Source organism: Thiohalomonas denitrificans, from assembly GCF_016841685.1.
Lineage (GTDB): Bacteria > Pseudomonadota > Gammaproteobacteria > Thiohalomonadales > Thiohalomonadaceae > Thiohalomonas > Thiohalomonas denitrificans_A.
Window position 1 is genome coordinate 1 of record NZ_JAENYR010000079.1, and the last position, 15,589, is coordinate 15,589.

The following is a 15,589-nucleotide window of genomic DNA, read 5'->3' on the forward strand; positions in this document are numbered from 1 at the left end:
CGCTGATCGGGGCGCGGATTTCGGCCTTCTGCAGTCGGAGTTCCAGCACCTCCACCCGCCGGCGCGCCGCCTCCAGCCGGGCCTCGCTTTCGCGGATTTGCGCCTCCAGCGCCCGCACCTGGCCTCGGGCCTCCTCGAATCGGTTCCGCACCTGATCCAGCTGTTCCGGGGTCACCAGCCCCTGGCTCCGCAGCTCGCGATACCGCGTGACTTCCGACTCCGCCGTCCCTAGATGGTGCCGGGCTGTGGCCAACTGCTGCCGGAGCGCCTCCATGGCCGCGCGGGTCGCCTCCACCTGAGCACGCGCCTCCCCCAGGTTGGCTTGAATGTCGGCACTTCGAATCCGTACCAGCAGATCGTCCTTCTCGACACGTTGCCCTTCCACCAGGCCGCTCTCCTCGATGCGCCCCGTGACTTCGGCACTCACCTCCACTTCGGTGACTTCGATATAGCCGTTGCCATAGAGAATCCCGGGCGGAAGCGGCTCCGGCCGCAAGAGGATGAACAGCAGGTACGACCCCGCCCCGAGGGCCACCAGGGCAAGCAGCGTCCACAGCCATATCCGTTGCCGAAACATCGCGTAAGGGCCTCCTGAGCACGTGCCTCTCGTAGGCGAGTGCGGCTCTTTCAGACTAGCAATGCCGAACGCATGTGGTACGCGAGGGCGTCCCCCCGGACGCGTTTCAGGATGAGAGATCCTTCTTTTTCCGGCGAAACTCGTCCTCACCAATTTCGCCGCGCGCGTAGCGCTCTTCCAGAATTCTGAGAGCCGACTTGTCTCGGGATCCTCCCGCGATGCCCACCGACAGCCAACGGACGAGGGCGACGATAGCGACGATAATGAGCACCCAAAACAGGATCATGAATATCCAACCGAATCCCCACCCACCGTATCCATTCATGTGATCCCAACCCCACATACGAACACTCTCCTTTATCCCAGCGATGGTCGCTTCCGGTCGTCGTCGGCAGACCAACAGCTTTACGAAATCGCCCGCAAGATCGACCTCCTCTTCGATTACATCACCGTTCATGGCAGGGGGCTATGCCCAATAGTGCAGGCGGGGGCGTTCGAGTCACTCGAACTCTTCCCCCACCTTAAGCCGAAAGCGGGGCTTGGGCGCCGGCTTCACCAGCAGTATCGGGCAGCGGACCTGCCACATAAGCCGCTTGAGGACCCGGGCATGCCCGATTATGAACCGGCCGTGCCAGCCGAGCACCAGCAGGCCCACGCCCTTCTCTTCCACTAACCGAATCAATTCATCGCCGACATCACCCTGGGTGAGGTGAAAGGCTTCGATGCGGGCCCGCTCTTCTATGGAGCACATGGGACAGGCGCTGGCCACAAGCTGGTTGAGCATCTGGGCGAACTCGTGGTGCACCTGGTCGATGTAACGTCCCGGCATCGCGCTCTCCCCGGGTCCGGCCGGGCCTGCGACATGGGCAATGGCCACGTTGAGATCGAGCCGGTGGGCGAGTTGCAGGGCCGTGGTCAGGGATTCGTCCGTGGTTGCCTCACCGCTCAGGGGTACCAGCGTCGAGCGCCAGGGAAACGCCGGTTCGTAATTGGGTGGGAGGACCAGGACGGGGACCGCTGATCGCTCGATGACCTCACGGGTAATATGCCCGACCGCCTGGGAGCCATCCGATGGGCCGCTCTCGCCGAAGGCACTCATGATCACCAGACCGATCCGATAGCGTTCGACTGCCGAAAGGATCGCAGCGGCTGCGGGTTCCTCGATCTGATGGATTTCCAGCTGCGGTCGCTGGTGCTCGTCCACTCCGAGGCGGGCCAATGCCTCATCGACCGGGCAGCGCGGGCCGGCGTTGATGACGTGCAATCTGGCCTCGAGACGGGCACCGAGCCAGGTGGCAACGCTGAGGCCGTCGAGCGCCCTTTGTGAACCATCGAGGGGGATCAGAATGTCGGCGATCGGCTTCATGGCCTCTCCTCCCCGGGTTCGATTTTCAGGGGAAAGGCACGCCCCCGGTCCAGCAGTGTTACGTGTAACGTACCCCACTCGTTAAGCAGGCGCCGCGGTGCCTCCGCGGAGACCACCGGGCCCTGCTCGAAAAACCGCACACCCAAAAAACCGAACACCAGCGCCTGCCAGGTGGCCGCCATGGAGGCAGCATGGACACCGAGTGCGCTGTTGCCCATGGTGTTCGAGAGATCCAGCCAGAGGCTTTCGCGCCAGTAGCGCTGCGCATCGTCCAGACGGCCGAGGCGCGCGGCTAACGCCGCATGTACCGGTGGCGACAGGCTGCTGCCGTGGTCGGTCCTCGGTTCGTAGTAGTCGTAGTTGGCGGCCAACACCTCGCGGGAACAGACCTCGGGAAACAGAAATGGCAGCATCAGCACATCGGCCTGTTTGATGATCTGGCTGGCATTGGTCGCCTCTGCCTCGAACAGGCGCTGCAACGGCGGCCGGAACCGTTCAGCAGCCGACAGGTGGTAGTCCCGCAGGTCGAAGAAGCCCTCAAACTGTTCGATGACGCCCTCTGCATTGGGGCGGGGCACATACAGATCCCCGATCAGTGTCTGCCAAGCCTCAAGCTCTTCGTTTGGCAACGCGAGCGAGGCCTGCAGCGACGCCCATTGTTCAGGGTGGTGTTCGGCCAGCCACTGTTTGACCCACAGCGCCTTCTCCAGATTGAAGCGCGCCATCCAGTTGGTGTAAGCGTTGTCGTTGACGGTGTGGTGATACTCGTCGGGCCCCGTGACCCCGCGAATGTGGTAGCGGCCGCCGTCGGCCACGCAGCGGCTCGCCCAGAAGCGCGCCGTCTCCAGCAGGATCTCGGCGCCGGCGGTTTGCAGGAATTCCGCATCGCCGGTGGCCTGCCAGTAGCGCCAGATGCCGTAGGAGATATCGGCGCTGACGTGCACCTGTTCATAACCGGTGTAGATCGGCACCTCCTTCCCGCTGCTCTTGAGCACGATTCGCCGGGGGGTTGTGTCCGCCCCGGTCACCGTCGACTCCCAGGCATAACAGGCCCCGCGGTAGCCCAGCTCACGTGCACGCTGGCGGGCGCCATCGAGCGTGTGGTAACGGTACAGCAGCAGTGAGCGGGCGACGTCGGGCGCAGTGCGTAGATAGTAGGGCAGCATGAAGACCTCGACATCCCAGAAGACGTGGCCCTCGTAGGCGCGCCCGGAGAGGGTGCGCGCGCCCACCGAGACCCGCGGATCGTGGTCCGCTGCGATGCGCAGGTGATAGGCGTTGAAGCGCAGCGCCTGGGTGGTCGCCGGGCTGGATTCGCAGCGGATGTCGGCCGTCTCCCATAATTCGGCAAAACGTGCTTCGTGGTCCCGGCGCTCCTGGTCGAACGACTCCCACCGCTTGTCCTGAACGTGCGCCACAGCGGCCTCGATCGGGTCGTCCCTATGGCGGCTGTCGAACACGCCGACGTAGCGTTGCAGCCGCAGGGACGCCCCCGGGCTCGCCTCGCGCTGCCAGTAGCTTCGATCCTCGACATCGTCTTCGAGACGGCTGCGCGAGGCGAGCGCGACGGTATAGCCGGAGGCGCGCGTCGTATAGGCCCGTAAGTCGACTCCCGCCCTCGCTGGAAGGTCGCGCCGCTGCAGATGCGGATGGTTGATCTTGAGGGAGGTCTCCCGCACCGCGGCTTCGATGCGAACCAGGCCCGCGTGGTTGGCACAGGTCACTGTCACCTCCTGCATCAGCAGGTGGGGATCGGCCAGGGAGGCGAGGCGCCGCGTCTCGACCCGGGTCTGCCGGCCGCGATCGTCCCTGTACTCGGTAACGCCGATCAGGACGCCGTTGGCCAGATCCAGCGTGCGCCGGTGCTCGCGCCAGGAGCCCTTTTCGAGGTCAAGTGGCTGCCCGTCGACACTGACCGTCAGGGCCAGCGGGAACGGCAGCGAGACGATTTCGCTGTAGGCGTACTCGCCGCGCTCCTGGGCCATGAACTCCAGTTCCGAATAGGGCAGGCTCGGCTGCTTGCGGTCGTAGATGCCGGCGACGAACAGGTCCGCCTGGGAACCGGGGAGCGGTGTCGCCAGAGCGCCGCGCAGGCCCAGGTAGCCGTTGCCTACGGTAAACAGGCTCTCCATCCCGTGCTCCCGTGCCGGGTCGAAGCCTTCCTGCTCGACGCGCCAGGCCGCGGCCGTCCGCGAGGCCAATGTCTTTGCAGTTTGGGCCGCTGCACGTTCACGGAAGTGGGCCTGAAGCGCCTCGGCGTTCAGCTCGGCCAGATCCGCTACCACTACATCGGCCCCTTGTTCGGCCAGCGCCTGGCGGTTGCCGCCCCGGTCCACACCCACCACCAGCCCGAAATGTCCGCGCCGGCCCGCCTCGACGCCGGCCACGGCGTCCTCGACCACCACCCCCTGCTCCGGCCAGTGCCCGGTCAGGGCTGCCGCCTTGATGAAGATGTCGGGGTTCGGTTTACCCCGAAGTCCGAGGTCGGCCGCGTCGTTGCCGTCGAGAATGACCTCGAAGCGGTCCGTAACTCCGGCCGTGGCCAGTACCTCGCGGCCGTGGCGGCTGGAGGTGACCAGGGCGGTGCGGATGCCGTTCCCTCGCAATTCGTCGATCAGTGCGACCGTGGAGCCGTAGACCTGGGCGCCTTGCGCACGCAGACGCTGTTCAAAAAGATGGTCCTTGCGGTTGCCGAGCCCGTAAATGGTCTCCCGCTCCGGGCCGTCCGTGGGTTTACCTTCGGGCACTTCCAGGCCGCGGGAGGCAAGAAACGATCGGACCCCTTCGTAACGCGGTTTGCCGTCGACATGGGCGAGGTAGTCCCGCTCCAGTTGAAAAAGGGGAAAGCCCGGTTGCCCCCTGCTCTCCCGCTCCCTCAGATAGGCGTCGAACAGCGCCTTCCAGGCCGCCGCATGCAGCTCGGCCGTGCGCGTGACCACGCCGTCCATGTCGAAGACGGCGACCTGAAGATCTGCGCGTTGAGCGGCGTTCGCCGTGGTTCCGTTGCCAGGCACTCTTTCCCCCGTTGCCCCTCTGCCCCACTGCTATTCATTCAGCATAGGCACCTGCACTGGCAAGGGGGGCGCCGAGACAAACCAGCGAGCTGGCTTGCCGCTTCCGCTTCCCGGTGCTAGATGATTGGAGACCGAAGCTCCCCCTTCACAGCAAAGAGAGGCAGACATGCGTAGATTCTCTGTAAGTGTTCTGATTGGTCTGTTCGTGGCAGCCACCTCTGTATCTGTATTGGCTCAACAGTCACAAGAACCAGGCATGGGAGGCCCCGGAGGGATGGGAATGGGCGGCGGCATGGGCGATCCCGGCCCGGGTTCCGGCATGAACCAGCAGGGCATGATGGGCCAATATGGCTACCGCGGCATCGACCGTGATGGGGACGGTTTGGTCAGCCAGGAAGAGGTGCGCGAGCACCAGCGCCTTTTGGAGCGGATGCAGGCCGACTGGGAGCAGGCGGACCGCAACGGTGATGGCCAAGTGGACGTCGGTGAGTTCGCCGCGTTCGAGCAGACGTACCGGAACCAGCAGGACGAGTGAGCTGTCGTCTTGCCACCAAAGCCTCAAGTGGTCCATGCGGGAAATAATGTGACACTCAGAGCCCCGCCAAAGGAGCCAAGGCAAGGCGCACTCCGCAAGGAATGGCGCGCCCTTGCCAAGGAGTGTACCAATCCGCCGGGAGCGGATTGGAACAGCCGCAGGCTGGCCCGAAGGACGGGCTTCAGGGAAGGAGTTCCGTAACGCGGCATTGGCTCCTTGGCGGGGCTCCCTCCGGGCCGTTCCACAAAGCCCATAGCTCGCGCAATGATGGTTTCTCGCTCCCTCTCCCCAAGGACTTTAATAGCCGTTGATGGGCGGAAAATGAACCCCTCTCCCCAGCTCTCTCCCTGAGGGACCAGGGGGGCAGTGGCCTGCTAAACGCCTGGCCAATGAACTACCTTGGGGATATTGGGACCAGCGCCCGCTCGCGGGCAATAGGAGGAAACCGGAGATGAACGTCAAAGTCATTGCGACCAACCTGTGCAGTCACCGCCCCAATCTCGAACACGAACTGCAGGACCTGGGGATTGACTATGAACTCGTCATCGCGGAGGAGCACCCAGAGGTCATCGAGAAGTACGGCATCCGCCACTCCCCCAACCTGGTCGTCGACGACGAAGTGGTTTTCCGCGGCCAACCGAGCGAGCATGAACTGCGAGAATTCTTTGCCGGCCGCCAACGCTGATGGCTGCCGCCCAACCGCAATACGCTCCTGAGCACCACCACGCCAGTCCGCGGCGGCGGACCGCAGCGGCCACAGTCACGACCATCGCCACCTGCGCCGTCGCCAGCCCCAGCAGCGCTAGGCAGGTCACTCCCAGGGAGAGCTTGAGCAGTTGCGTCATGGACGTCGGTCCTCGCTGGTTGGCGCTCAGTCGCGCTCCCCGGTGCGACGCAGCTCGACGAGGAGACCTACTGTCAACCATAGCCCCCAAGCGTAGCCCAGCAGGGCGAGAAGCGGCCAGCCAACCAGGCGCGGCCCCAGGCTGTGCTGCATCAGCAGCGAGGCGGCCAGAAAAAGCCCGACGATGAGCAGTGCACGCACCAGGCGATTCCCGACGCGCTCCAGGCGCCCGGCGGCCGAGTCCAGCCCACGCACGTGAAGCGGCAGGGCGAAACCCTCGCGTCGGGACCGCCGCAGCGTCCTGGCGATCCCGGCCGGGAGCTGCTCCACTAGTGCGGCCAGTTCCGCTTCGATGCGTTCGCCACCCGGTTCGAGGTGCTGCAGTGCGCTGCGCAGTGAACTGCCGGCGCTCAGGTGGTCGCCGAGCGCCCCCACCAGGTCGTAGTCCGGATCCAGATCCCGCAGCGAGGTCTCCAGCAGGAAGATCGCACGCATCAGCACCAGCAACTGGTGCGGCAGCCGGACGTTATGACCGTGGCCGAGACGGACTATGCGCATGAAGGCCTCGGCAAACGACCACTCCTTCAGCGGCAAGCCGACGTAGTCGCGGAGCAATTCGTCCAGGCCGCGCCGGAACTCGGCCCGGTCGAGCCTCCCCCCGACGAGGCCGAGGTCCAGATAGGCGTCCAGGAGCCAGTCGGCGTCGAGACGGACCAAAGCGCTAGCGAAAGCCATGATCCCCTGGCGCTGCTCTCGATCGAGATAGCCGACGAGGCCGAAATCGTGAAAGCAGAGGCGACCGTCGTCCATGACAAACAGGTTTCCCGGGTGCGGGTCGGCGTGGAAGGCCCCTAATACAAGGAACTGGTGCAGATAGGCTTCCAGCAGGTTATCGGCAAGGGCATGGCCCTTCGGTCGGACAGCGGGGTCGTCCACGCGCCTGCCACCGCTTTTGACCTGGACCAGCACTGATTCGCTGTAGAGTTCGTCGACGACATCGGGCACATAGATCCCCGGAAGGTTACCCAGCGTGCGCACGAACCGGCGGATATTGCGGGCTTCCTGCCGGAAGTCCAGTTCGTGGAGAAGATTGCGCTCCAATTCGGCAACCAGTTCGCGGGGGCGGTACCGGCGCAGCCCGGGTGCAAGCCACGTGGCCAGACGCACGAGCCTGCGAAGGAGGCGCAGGTCGCTGGTAACCTGCCCCGGAATTCCCGGACGGCGCACCTTCACGATGACCTCGGCGCCGTCGCGGGTCCTGGCACGATGGACCTGCGCAATGGAGGCCGCTGCAAAGGGCTCGGGCTCGAAATGCTCGAAGCGGGACTCCAAGGCTCCCAGCGACTGACGGACGCTTCGCTCAGCCTCGGCGGCTGGAAAAGGCGGCACCCGGTCCTGAAGCTGTCGCAACCGCTCCAGGTATGGCTCCGGCAGCAGATCGGCGCGGATACCGAGCATCTGGCCCATTTTGATAAAACTGCCACCCAGGTGCTCCAATGTGGCGCCCACCCACTCGGCCTCTTTGTCGAGCGAGCGCCGGCCCAAGAGGTGGCCTGTCCCGAGCCGGAGAGCGAGAAGCGTCACGGTCGCGAGGATTTGGATGGAGCGCGACATCGCCGCACCCTATCCAGGAGGTTGGTAGCGGACCGCTATCGCGCTACCTGAACGAGCCTGCACCATGTCGAGACAGATCGCTGAAGTGAGAGGCACCCTGGCGGTCCGCTTTGCAAGCGCAGCCATTCCGGGACAGCTGGAGCGAGCAACGGCAAGACAGCCGTTCCCGACCATCGTTACTTCGCGACTCATCATAAGAATCCGTTGTTTTGACCTGTTCTGCTTTAACGATTAGTCCGCACTCGCCGTGGTTAAGCGCATCATAGCCAACAATCTAACTAAGTAAGAATTGTCGCCGCTGTTCAGAAGAGCCAAAAATCTATCGAAGTTTGCTATCTTGGGGTGAATATAGACAGAAATAAGGCTGCGTAGATGGATTATTATGCGATGAGCGACGCGGCGATCTGCCAGATGCTCGGTGAACGGCTGAAGGCATTGCGGCTACGGAAGAACAAGACGCAGCAGGCCCTGGCTGACGACGCGCAATTGAGCGTCGGCACCATCAAGGCTCTGGAGCAGGGGAACGGCAAGCTTCAAAACCTGGTTGCCGTACTGCGTGAACTGGGAGCGTTCGACTCCCTCGACGCTTTTTTGCCGGAACCACGCATGAGTCCCATCGGCCTGGCGCAGCATTCCGGTGCTCGGCGCAAGCAGGCCACGGGGAAACGTAAGTCTCCAAGGGCTCGAAAGCCGCCGGCAACCCGGCAGCGGCGTACGCCCGCCGGTCCTGACGAGGCCGACTGGTAATGGCAACCCTGAAGACGGCCTGGGTTCATCTGTGGGGCGACCGGGTAGGCGCAGTCGCTTGGGATCCGGAGCGGGAGGTCGGTGCCTTCGAGTATGACCCGGACTTTCTGCGCTCCGGGCTCGAGATTGCTCCCTTGCAGATGCCATTGGCTGAGAGTGCGCCGGGAGCCGTGTATGAGTTCCCCACACTGAACCGTGAGACCTTCTTCGGTCTTCCCGGCCTTCTGGCCGACACGCTGCCGGACAAGTTCGGTAATGCCATCATCGACGCCTGGTTATCGCGGCAGGGGAGGGATGCCCGGAGCTTTACACCGGTCGAGCGGCTCTGCTACGCGGGGAGGCGAGGGATGGGGGCACTGGAGTTCTCTCCCCCGGAGAACCACCGGCTGGACGCCGCAGTACCGGTGGAGATCGCCAAGCTGGTGGTGCTGGCCCAGGACGTAATGGCCGCACGGCTCGCCCTCGACACAGAGATCGAAGACGAGCTTGAGCGGGCGGACGCACTACTCGATATCTTGCGCGTGGGCACCTCCGCCGGCGGGGCGCGACCCAAGGCTGTCGTCGCGATGAACGACGATGGGTATGTGCTCTCGGGTCAGGGCGATGCGCCACCGGGATATGACTACTGGCTGTTGAAGTTCGATGGCGTAGCGGACCTGGAACTGGGCAAAACCGAGGGGTATGGCCGGATCGAGTATGCCTACTACCGGATGGCCCTGTCTGCCGGTATCGAGATGACCGAGTGCCGGTTGCTGGAAGAGAGCGGGCGTGCGCACTTCATGACCCGGCGCTTCGATCGCGAAGGCGGCGACAAGGTCCACATGACCTCTTTGTGCGGCGTGGCGCATCACGACTTCAATCGGCCGGGGGTGTATGGCTACGAGCAGGCCTTCACGGTCATGCGCAGATTGCGGTTGCCCAAGAGTCAGGCGGTGCAGCTGTATCGGCGCATGCTATTCAACGTGGTGGCACGCAACCTGGATGACCATACCAAGAATATTGCTTTCCTGATGGGACGAGATGGCGTCTGGCGTCTGGCGCCCGCATTTGACGTCATTTATGCCCACAATCCGAAGGGGCGCTGGACCAACCAGCACCAAATGACGATCGCCGGCAAGCGCGACGGCTTTACCCGAGCCGAACTCGTGGCGGTTGGTGAGTCGATCGGGCTGCGGCGGCCCGCCGAGATCCTGGATGAGGTCATCCAAGTGGTTGGCCGGTGGGCCGATTACGCCGAAGAGGCAGGAGTCGATGGTGCCCGGATTGGCGCGATTGCGGCCGAGCACCGGCTCGATATCACCTGAAATCGACCAGGCGCCACCTCGATCGCTGCTGCGGTGGCGTCAAAAACTCCAACGACAGAGAGTTTCCCGGATTCGCCTTCCGCGCAGCCGTAGCGGCTCTGGAGGAGCCGGAGTCACGATCTGGTTACGCTGGGTATATGAAGGGGGAAGAGGGTGTCGGGATAACCCTCTGATTGGATTGGTCGGGGTGAGAGGATTCGAACCTCCGGCCCCTGCCTCCCGAAGACAGTGCTCTACCAGGCTGAGCTACACCCCGTTTACAACTATCAGTAGGTCCGTTCGACCGCGAACCGGGCGAGCGAGATCATTGCATCCTTGTATGGCGACTCGGGCAGCACAGCCAGGGATTGCATGGCCTTTTCCGCCTCCCGTTTCGCAGAGCGCGAAGTGTACGCGATGGCGCCGGTGCTTTCAATGGCTTCTTTGACGGACTCAATCAGCTCTTTGCCGCCGTTCTCGATGGCCTCACGAATCACGGCGGCCTGTTCGGCGGTACCGTGTTCCAGTGCATAGATAAGCGGTAGTGTCGGCTTACCTTCAGCGAGGTCGTCACCGATATTCTTGCCCAACTGCTCGCTGGAGGCGGCGCTGTAGTCGAGGGCATCATCGACCAATTGATAGGCGACCCCGAGATGCAGGCCGTAGGACGCCATGGCCTCGGCCGCCTCCTTACGCCCACTGATGACGGCGCCCAGTTCCGCCGCGGATTCGAACAGCTTGGCGGTCTTGCTGCAGATGACATCCAGGTATTCTGATTCGGTGGCTTCGGCGTTATGGACGTTCAGTAGCTGTTTGACCTCGCCCTCGGCGATCGTGCGGGTGGCCTCGGCGAGGATCTCCATGACCCGCATTTCGCCCACGTTAACCATCATTTCGAAGGAGCGGGAATAGAGGAAGTCGCCCACCAGCACAGCGGCTTCGTTGCCCCAGACGGCATTGGCGGTATCCTGCCCGCGACGCATCTCCGAACCGTCGACGATATCATCATGCAGCAAGGTGGCCGTATGGATGAACTCGACTACGGCGGCCAATTCGTGATGCTGAGCGCCTTCATAGCCGAAAGCGCGTGCCGATAGCAGGACCAGCATCGGCCGCAGCCGCTTGCCGCCGCTGTTCACGATGTAATGGCCCACCTGATTGATCAGGTCGACTTCCGAATAGAGCCGGTGCTTGATCACTTCGTCGACAGCGCGGCGGTCGTCATCAATAAGTGCGTAGACGTCTTGGATTTGCATGCGGACCAGTCACAGAGGTGCTACACGGCCCATTGAACTGCCCTTTACCCATAAATCCTTCACTGAGCCCCCGAAAGGGCCGATACACGCTGCGGCTCCAGGCATCCTGTCCGATCCGGGTGGGCGCCGAGCGCACCGCTGCGGAGCGACTTATGGGTAGAAGGCAGCCGTTATGGGGCCGCCCGAAAAACGCCGCCTATTATGGAGTTTGACCTGTCGAATGGCAAACGCTAGAATTGCCAGTCTTTCGTGTCCCGATTACAAAAACGATTTGGTTTGGAGAAGACGCCAACATGTACGCGGTAATCAAGACCGGTGGCAAACAGTATCGCGTGTCCGAGGGTGAAACCCTGCGCGTCGAGAAGTTGCCGACCGAAGTGGGCGAGCAGGTCGCGCTCGAGCAGGTTCTCATGATCGCCAATGGCGACGACGTGAAAATCGGTACGCCCGTCCTGGACGGCAGCAAAGTGACGGCCACCGTGAAGTCGCATGGCCGCGGCGAGAAGATTCGGATCATCAAGTTCCGTCGTCGCAAACACCATATGAAGACTCAGGGCCACCGTCAGGATTACACCGAGCTGGAAATTACCAGTATCACCGGCTGACGAGACTGAGGATTTAGACTAATGGCACATAAAAAGGCAGGCGGCAGTACCCGTAACGGTCGCGATTCGATTTCGAAGCGTCTTGGCGTGAAACGCTACGGCGGCGAAGTGGTCACAGCCGGTAACATTCTGGTCCGGCAGCGGGGCACCCGTTTCCACCCTGGTGTGAACGTGGGTCGTGGCAAAGACGACACGCTGTTCGCGAAGGCCGATGGTCGAGTGGTCTTTGAGATCAAAGGCGAGCGGGGCCGTAAGTTCGTGAGTATCGTCGGCGAGTAAGACGAGCTCCGACAGGTACTGTAAAAAAAGCCCCGTACAGCGGGGCTTTTTTGTTTGGGCACAGAATTGAACCACGGGGAACACGGGGAATCCGATAAGAACAGGTCCAACTTCGTGAACGGCGCTCTTTGTGACCTCCGTATCGTCTGTTTTCTCTGTCTATCATTTGCTTTCCCCGTGCGCCCCGTGTTCCCCGTGGTTAATAGTCGCCAGGTGCGAAAATGAAATTTGTCGATGAGGTGTCCATTCGTGTCGAGGCCGGTAAGGGCGGTAACGGCTGCGTCAGTTTTCGGCGCGAGAAGTATATTCCTTTCGGCGGACCCGATGGCGGCGATGGCGGTGATGGCGGCAGCGTCTATCTGGTGGCTGACGGCAACCTGAATACGCTCGTCGACCTGCGCTATCAGTCCCGCTACAAGGCCGAAAACGGAAGGCCGGGCCAGGGCAGCAATATGACCGGAAAGGGCGGCTCCGATCTGGAAATCCAGGTGCCGGTCGGTACCATCGTCTACGACGAGGATACCGAGGAACTGCTTGGTGATCTGGTAAAGGATGGTCAGCGCCTGTTGGTTGCCCAGGGCGGTTTTCACGGAATTGGCAATGCGCGCTACAAAAGCAGCACCAATCGCGCCCCCCGGGAATCGAGCCCAGGTACCCCTGGCGAAGACCGGACGTTGCGTCTGGAACTGAAGGTATTGGCAGATGTCGGTCTGTTGGGGATGCCGAATGCGGGTAAATCGACGCTGATCCGTTCGGTCTCGGCCGCAAAGCCCAAGGTGGCGGATTACCCCTTCACCACGCTCTACCCCAATCTGGGGGTGGTGAAGATCGAAAGCCATCGCAGTTTCGTCATCGCCGACATCCCCGGACTCATCGAAGGTGCCGCCCAGGGAGCCGGGCTCGGGATCCGTTTTCTCAAGCATCTGGCCCGAAACCGTATCTTGCTGCATCTAGTCGATGTCGCGCCCTACGATGATACGGATGCGATTGGGGCGGTGCGCGCTATCGAGGCCGAGCTGGAGGCATTCAGTCCGGAGCTGGCCCGGCGCGAACGCTGGCTGGTGCTCAACAAGGTGGATCTGCTTCCGGAAGACGAGCGTAACGCCGTATGCGACGACATCGTCCAGCAATTGGGTTGGGAGGGTCCGGTCTATCGCATCAGCGCCATCGCGAAACTGGGAACGGACCGGCTCATGCAGGACATCATGGCCCGACTCGAGGAGCTTCGGGAATCTGAGGGATAGCAGAGAAGAATTGAACCGCAGACGACTACATGGATGTAGTCGGTTGAAAATGTCTGGAACCTATTTTCCAGGCGTAGAGAACGCAGCTTTTGTACATAGGGATGGGAGGCGAGCCTGGCTGTTTAGCCCTTCGGTTGTAATGCGGTTTTCTTCGGTATCCCGGATGATTTCACTGCTGTTCTCCGCGCCCTCTGCGTGTCTGCGGTGCAATTTTGTTTTTGACACGCTTTTCCGAACTTCCATCATCCGGTATCTTGCCCTTCGATGAAAAGTCGTCAGGAAATCGCCAAAACCCGCCGCTGGGTCGTCAAGATCGGCAGCGCATTGCTGACCGATGACGGGAAGGGGCTGAACCTCGAGGGCATCGCCACCTGGGTGGAGCAGCTGGCTGCCCTGCGCCGGCAGGGCATCAGGGTGGTCCTGGTCTCCTCGGGGGCGGTCGCCCAGGGAATGAGCCGATTGGGCTGGAAGCGGCGTCCCCACGCCCTCCATGAGCTACAGGCGGCGGCCGCCGTCGGCCAGATGGGGCTGGTTCAGGCCTATGAATCCCATTTCCAGAAGTACGACATGCATACCGCGCAGGTCCTTCTCACCCACGATGATCTATCCAGTCGCGGCCGCTATCTCAATGCCCGCAGCACACTGAAGACGCTCCTCGGCTTCGGAGTGGTACCGGTTGTCAACGAGAATGACACCGTGGTAACCGACGAAATCCGCTTTGGCGACAACGATACCCTGGGTGCCCTGGTCACCAATCTGGTGGAAGCCGAGCTGTTGGTGATCCTCACGGATCAGGAAGGACTTTTCGATAGCGATCCCCGCAGCAATCCGGATGCCGGACTGATTTCAGAAGCCAAGGCGAATGCCCCGGAGTTGACGCAGATGGCTGGCGGTGGTCACGGCGCATTGGGGCGTGGCGGTATGATGACTAAATTGCGTGCCGCTCGTCTGGCGGCCCGTTCCGGTGCTGCGACCGTGATTGCTGCCGGTCGTGAACCGGGGATCCTTAGGGAAATCTTCAGCGGCCGCTCGGTCGGGACTCTCCTGCTTCCGGACAAGGAGCCGTTGGTCGCACGCAAACAGTGGCTTGCCGGTCACCTGCAGATGCGGGGTCGTCTCATTCTGGATGGAGGTGCCTGTCGTGTATTGCGGGAGGCGGGCCGAAGCCTGCTTGCGGTAGGCGTAAAAGAAGTGGTCGGGGATTTCGCCCGGGGCGAGATGGTCGTGTGCGAGGATGAAAACGGGGTCGAGATCGCCCGCGGCCTGGTCAACTACTCCTCCGAAGAGACCCGCAAGATAAAAGGATTGCCCAGCCACCGTTTCGAAGAGACTCTCGGCTTCGTCGACGAGCCGGAGCTCATCCATCGCGATAATCTGGTTCTTGTGGGTTAGCCACAGAGAGCATAGAGCTCACAGAAAAAAGAAACCACGGGGGACACGGGCTTTAGTCATACTCCTGAAAGGAATTCCTGGGGGATGGAAAAAGCGATTTCTCTCTCATCTGGCACACGGCAGCAACGTGTCGCTCCTGGCTAATACGATATATCAAGAATGTAGGATGGGGTGAGCCCCGCGAACCCCATCGAAAAACAGCCGATAGTCGCTGCCTGCAGCAGATCTCTCTGCAGTTCCCCGTGCGCCCCGTGTCCCCCGTGGTTAACCGCCGTGTTCTGTGTCTTCAAAAACCCTTAGACAAAAAAAAGCCGGCCTTTCAAGGCCGGCTTTTTTTCACGGGAGAACTACCCCGTGTTATCGGTGATTCACCTAGAGCGCGCGGATACGGGCGTTCAGACGGCTTTTATGGCGTGCAGCCTTATTGCCGTGGATCAGGCCCTTGCCCGCGGATTTGTCGATGACCGGGACCGCTGCCTTGTAGGCTGCTTCGGCGGCATCTTTGTCACCGGCACGAATCGCCTTCAGCACCGATTTGACGGTGGTACGCATGGTCGAACGAAAGGCCATGTTGTGGTTACGGCGCTGGAGCGCCTGGCGGGCGCGCTTTTTGGCTTGAGCTGAGTTAGCCAACGTCTGTACTCCCTGCGTTGCAGATTCGGCACTTCGTAAAGGGCGAAAAATATACGTTCTTGGGGGCCGCCTGTCAACAGAAGAGTTTCGGTACCGGGGAGCAATCCGTTCTGAAACCGTTTCCCCGTCCAGTGTACTGTTGCAAGCTTGGCGATACTTTCAGAGCCCCCCAAAAACGTCAGGACAAGGCGCAGCGCGCA

General features: G+C 62.1%; 16 protein-coding genes and 1 tRNA gene. 9 read left to right on the forward strand and 8 right to left on the reverse strand.

All coding sequences use genetic code 11. From position 1 onward, the window contains the following. The 4 genes from Q7L05_RS14270 to Q7L05_RS14285 form a co-directional block, all read right to left on the reverse strand. The coding region (locus Q7L05_RS14270; RefSeq protein WP_303908062.1) for an HlyD family secretion protein at positions 1–577 on the reverse strand (577 nt) is incomplete at its 3' end. Positions 578–683: 106 nt separating this feature from the next. Next, entirely contained in the window at positions 684–1,034 is a 351-nt protein-coding gene (locus tag Q7L05_RS14275; RefSeq protein WP_303908065.1) for an SHOCT domain-containing protein, read from the reverse strand. Between the two features lie 42 nt (positions 1,035–1,076). Continuing rightward, on the reverse strand, positions 1,077–1,943 hold the full coding sequence (locus tag Q7L05_RS14280) for a universal stress protein (protein ID WP_303908068.1): 867 nt from the start codon (positions 1,941–1,943) through the stop codon (positions 1,077–1,079). Further along, positions 1,940–4,957 carry an HAD-IA family hydrolase gene (locus Q7L05_RS14285; protein ID WP_303908071.1) on the reverse strand — a complete coding sequence of 1,006 codons (3,018 nt, stop codon included), beginning with the start codon at positions 4,955–4,957 and terminating at the stop codon, positions 1,940–1,942. Before Q7L05_RS14285 ends, Q7L05_RS14280 begins: the two co-directional genes overlap by 4 nt. A 256-nt stretch (positions 4,958–5,213) precedes the next feature. Here Q7L05_RS14285 and Q7L05_RS14290 point away from each other — a divergent pair, with 256 nt between their 5' ends. Next, a complete protein-coding gene (locus tag Q7L05_RS14290) occupies positions 5,214–5,492 on the forward strand; it encodes a hypothetical protein (protein ID WP_303908074.1) in 279 nt (92 codons plus the stop codon). 451 nt (positions 5,493–5,943) lie between these two features. Then, the gene (locus Q7L05_RS14295) at positions 5,944–6,177 is read left to right on the forward strand and encodes a thioredoxin family protein (RefSeq protein WP_303908075.1); all 234 of its coding nucleotides are present in this window, start codon (positions 5,944–5,946) and stop codon (positions 6,175–6,177) included. Positions 6,178–6,363: 186 nt separating this feature from the next. On the opposite strand, the gene Q7L05_RS14300 is transcribed toward Q7L05_RS14295, so the two are convergent. After that, positions 6,364–7,950, reverse strand: a complete 1,587-nt coding sequence (locus tag Q7L05_RS14300; protein WP_303908077.1) for an ABC1 kinase family protein — start codon at positions 7,948–7,950, stop codon at positions 6,364–6,366. Between the two features lie 64 nt (positions 7,951–8,014). On the opposite strand from Q7L05_RS14300, the gene Q7L05_RS14305 reads away from it, so the two are divergent. The 3 genes from Q7L05_RS14305 to Q7L05_RS14315 all read left to right on the forward strand — a co-directional run bounded on the left by Q7L05_RS14305 (position 8,015) and on the right by Q7L05_RS14315 (position 10,001). Continuing rightward, positions 8,015–8,185: a hypothetical protein gene (locus Q7L05_RS14305; protein WP_303908079.1), complete on the forward strand. Its 171-nt coding sequence runs from the start codon at positions 8,015–8,017 to the stop codon at positions 8,183–8,185. A 137-nt stretch (positions 8,186–8,322) separates the two neighbouring features. Then, a complete protein-coding gene (locus Q7L05_RS14310) occupies positions 8,323–8,697 on the forward strand; it encodes a helix-turn-helix domain-containing protein (RefSeq protein ID WP_303908082.1) in 375 nt (124 codons plus the stop codon). Next, positions 8,697–10,001 (forward strand): type II toxin-antitoxin system HipA family toxin, encoded by a 1,305-nt coding sequence (locus Q7L05_RS14315; protein WP_303908085.1) that lies wholly within the window; start codon positions 8,697–8,699, stop codon positions 9,999–10,001. The genes Q7L05_RS14310 and Q7L05_RS14315 overlap by 1 nt, the downstream gene beginning before the upstream one ends. A gap of 179 nt (positions 10,002–10,180) precedes the next feature. Here the strand turns inward: Q7L05_RS14315 and Q7L05_RS14320 are convergent. Both Q7L05_RS14320 and Q7L05_RS14325 read right to left on the reverse strand, forming a co-directional pair. Further along, positions 10,181–10,257: transfer RNA gene (locus Q7L05_RS14320), tRNA-Pro, on the reverse strand. A 10-nt stretch (positions 10,258–10,267) separates the two neighbouring features. Beyond that, positions 10,268–11,236, reverse strand: a complete 969-nt coding sequence (locus Q7L05_RS14325; RefSeq protein ID WP_303908088.1) for a polyprenyl synthetase family protein — start codon at positions 11,234–11,236, stop codon at positions 10,268–10,270. Positions 11,237–11,529: 293 nt separating this feature from the next. On the opposite strand from Q7L05_RS14325, the gene rplU reads away from it, so the two are divergent. From rplU to proB, 4 genes are all read left to right on the forward strand, one after another. Next, the gene (gene rplU, locus Q7L05_RS14330) at positions 11,530–11,841 is read left to right on the forward strand and encodes a 50S ribosomal protein L21 (RefSeq protein WP_303908090.1); all 312 of its coding nucleotides are present in this window, start codon (positions 11,530–11,532) and stop codon (positions 11,839–11,841) included. A 21-nt stretch (positions 11,842–11,862) separates the two neighbouring features. Further along, positions 11,863–12,120, forward strand: a complete 258-nt coding sequence (gene rpmA / locus Q7L05_RS14335) for a 50S ribosomal protein L27 (protein WP_303908093.1) — start codon at positions 11,863–11,865, stop codon at positions 12,118–12,120. 221 nt (positions 12,121–12,341) lie between these two features. Beyond that, on the forward strand, positions 12,342–13,364 hold the full coding sequence (cgtA, locus tag Q7L05_RS14340) for an Obg family GTPase CgtA (protein WP_303908096.1): 1,023 nt from the start codon (positions 12,342–12,344) through the stop codon (positions 13,362–13,364). A gap of 264 nt (positions 13,365–13,628) precedes the next feature. Beyond that, positions 13,629–14,756 carry a glutamate 5-kinase gene (proB, locus tag Q7L05_RS14345; protein ID WP_303908099.1) on the forward strand — a complete coding sequence of 376 codons (1,128 nt, stop codon included), beginning with the start codon at positions 13,629–13,631 and terminating at the stop codon, positions 14,754–14,756. Between the two features lie 372 nt (positions 14,757–15,128). Here proB and rpsT read toward each other — a convergent pair whose 3' ends face one another. Beyond that, positions 15,129–15,389, reverse strand: a complete 261-nt coding sequence (gene rpsT / locus Q7L05_RS14350; protein WP_303908102.1) for a 30S ribosomal protein S20 — start codon at positions 15,387–15,389, stop codon at positions 15,129–15,131. Positions 15,390–15,589: the final 200 nt, after the last annotated feature.

What these genes read in the sequence shown, in the direction of transcription:
- Q7L05_RS14275 (WP_303908065.1), bottom strand. Translation starts at nt 1,034, where the DNA reads ATGAACGGTGATGTAATCGAAGAGGAGGTCGATCTTGCGGGCGATTTC.
- Q7L05_RS14280 (WP_303908068.1), bottom strand. Translation starts at nt 1,943, where the DNA reads ATGAAGCCGATCGCCGACATTCTGATCCCCCTCGATGGTTCACAAAGG.
- Q7L05_RS14290 (WP_303908074.1), top strand. Translation starts at nt 5,214, where the DNA reads ATGGGAGGCCCCGGAGGGATGGGAATGGGCGGCGGCATGGGCGATCCC.
- Q7L05_RS14295 (WP_303908075.1), top strand. Translation starts at nt 5,944, where the DNA reads ATGAACGTCAAAGTCATTGCGACCAACCTGTGCAGTCACCGCCCCAAT.
- Q7L05_RS14300 (WP_303908077.1), bottom strand. Translation starts at nt 7,950, where the DNA reads ATGTCGCGCTCCATCCAAATCCTCGCGACCGTGACGCTTCTCGCTCTC.
- Q7L05_RS14305 (WP_303908079.1), top strand. Translation starts at nt 8,015, where the DNA reads ATGTCGAGACAGATCGCTGAAGTGAGAGGCACCCTGGCGGTCCGCTTT.
- Q7L05_RS14310 (WP_303908082.1), top strand. Translation starts at nt 8,323, where the DNA reads ATGGATTATTATGCGATGAGCGACGCGGCGATCTGCCAGATGCTCGGT.
- Q7L05_RS14315 (WP_303908085.1), top strand. Translation starts at nt 8,697, where the DNA reads ATGGCAACCCTGAAGACGGCCTGGGTTCATCTGTGGGGCGACCGGGTA.
- Q7L05_RS14325 (WP_303908088.1), bottom strand. Translation starts at nt 11,236, where the DNA reads ATGCAAATCCAAGACGTCTACGCACTTATTGATGACGACCGCCGCGCT.
- rplU (WP_303908090.1), top strand. Translation starts at nt 11,530, where the DNA reads ATGTACGCGGTAATCAAGACCGGTGGCAAACAGTATCGCGTGTCCGAG.
- rpmA (WP_303908093.1), top strand. Translation starts at nt 11,863, where the DNA reads ATGGCACATAAAAAGGCAGGCGGCAGTACCCGTAACGGTCGCGATTCG.
- cgtA (WP_303908096.1), top strand. Translation starts at nt 12,342, where the DNA reads ATGAAATTTGTCGATGAGGTGTCCATTCGTGTCGAGGCCGGTAAGGGC.
- proB (WP_303908099.1), top strand. Translation starts at nt 13,629, where the DNA reads ATGAAAAGTCGTCAGGAAATCGCCAAAACCCGCCGCTGGGTCGTCAAG.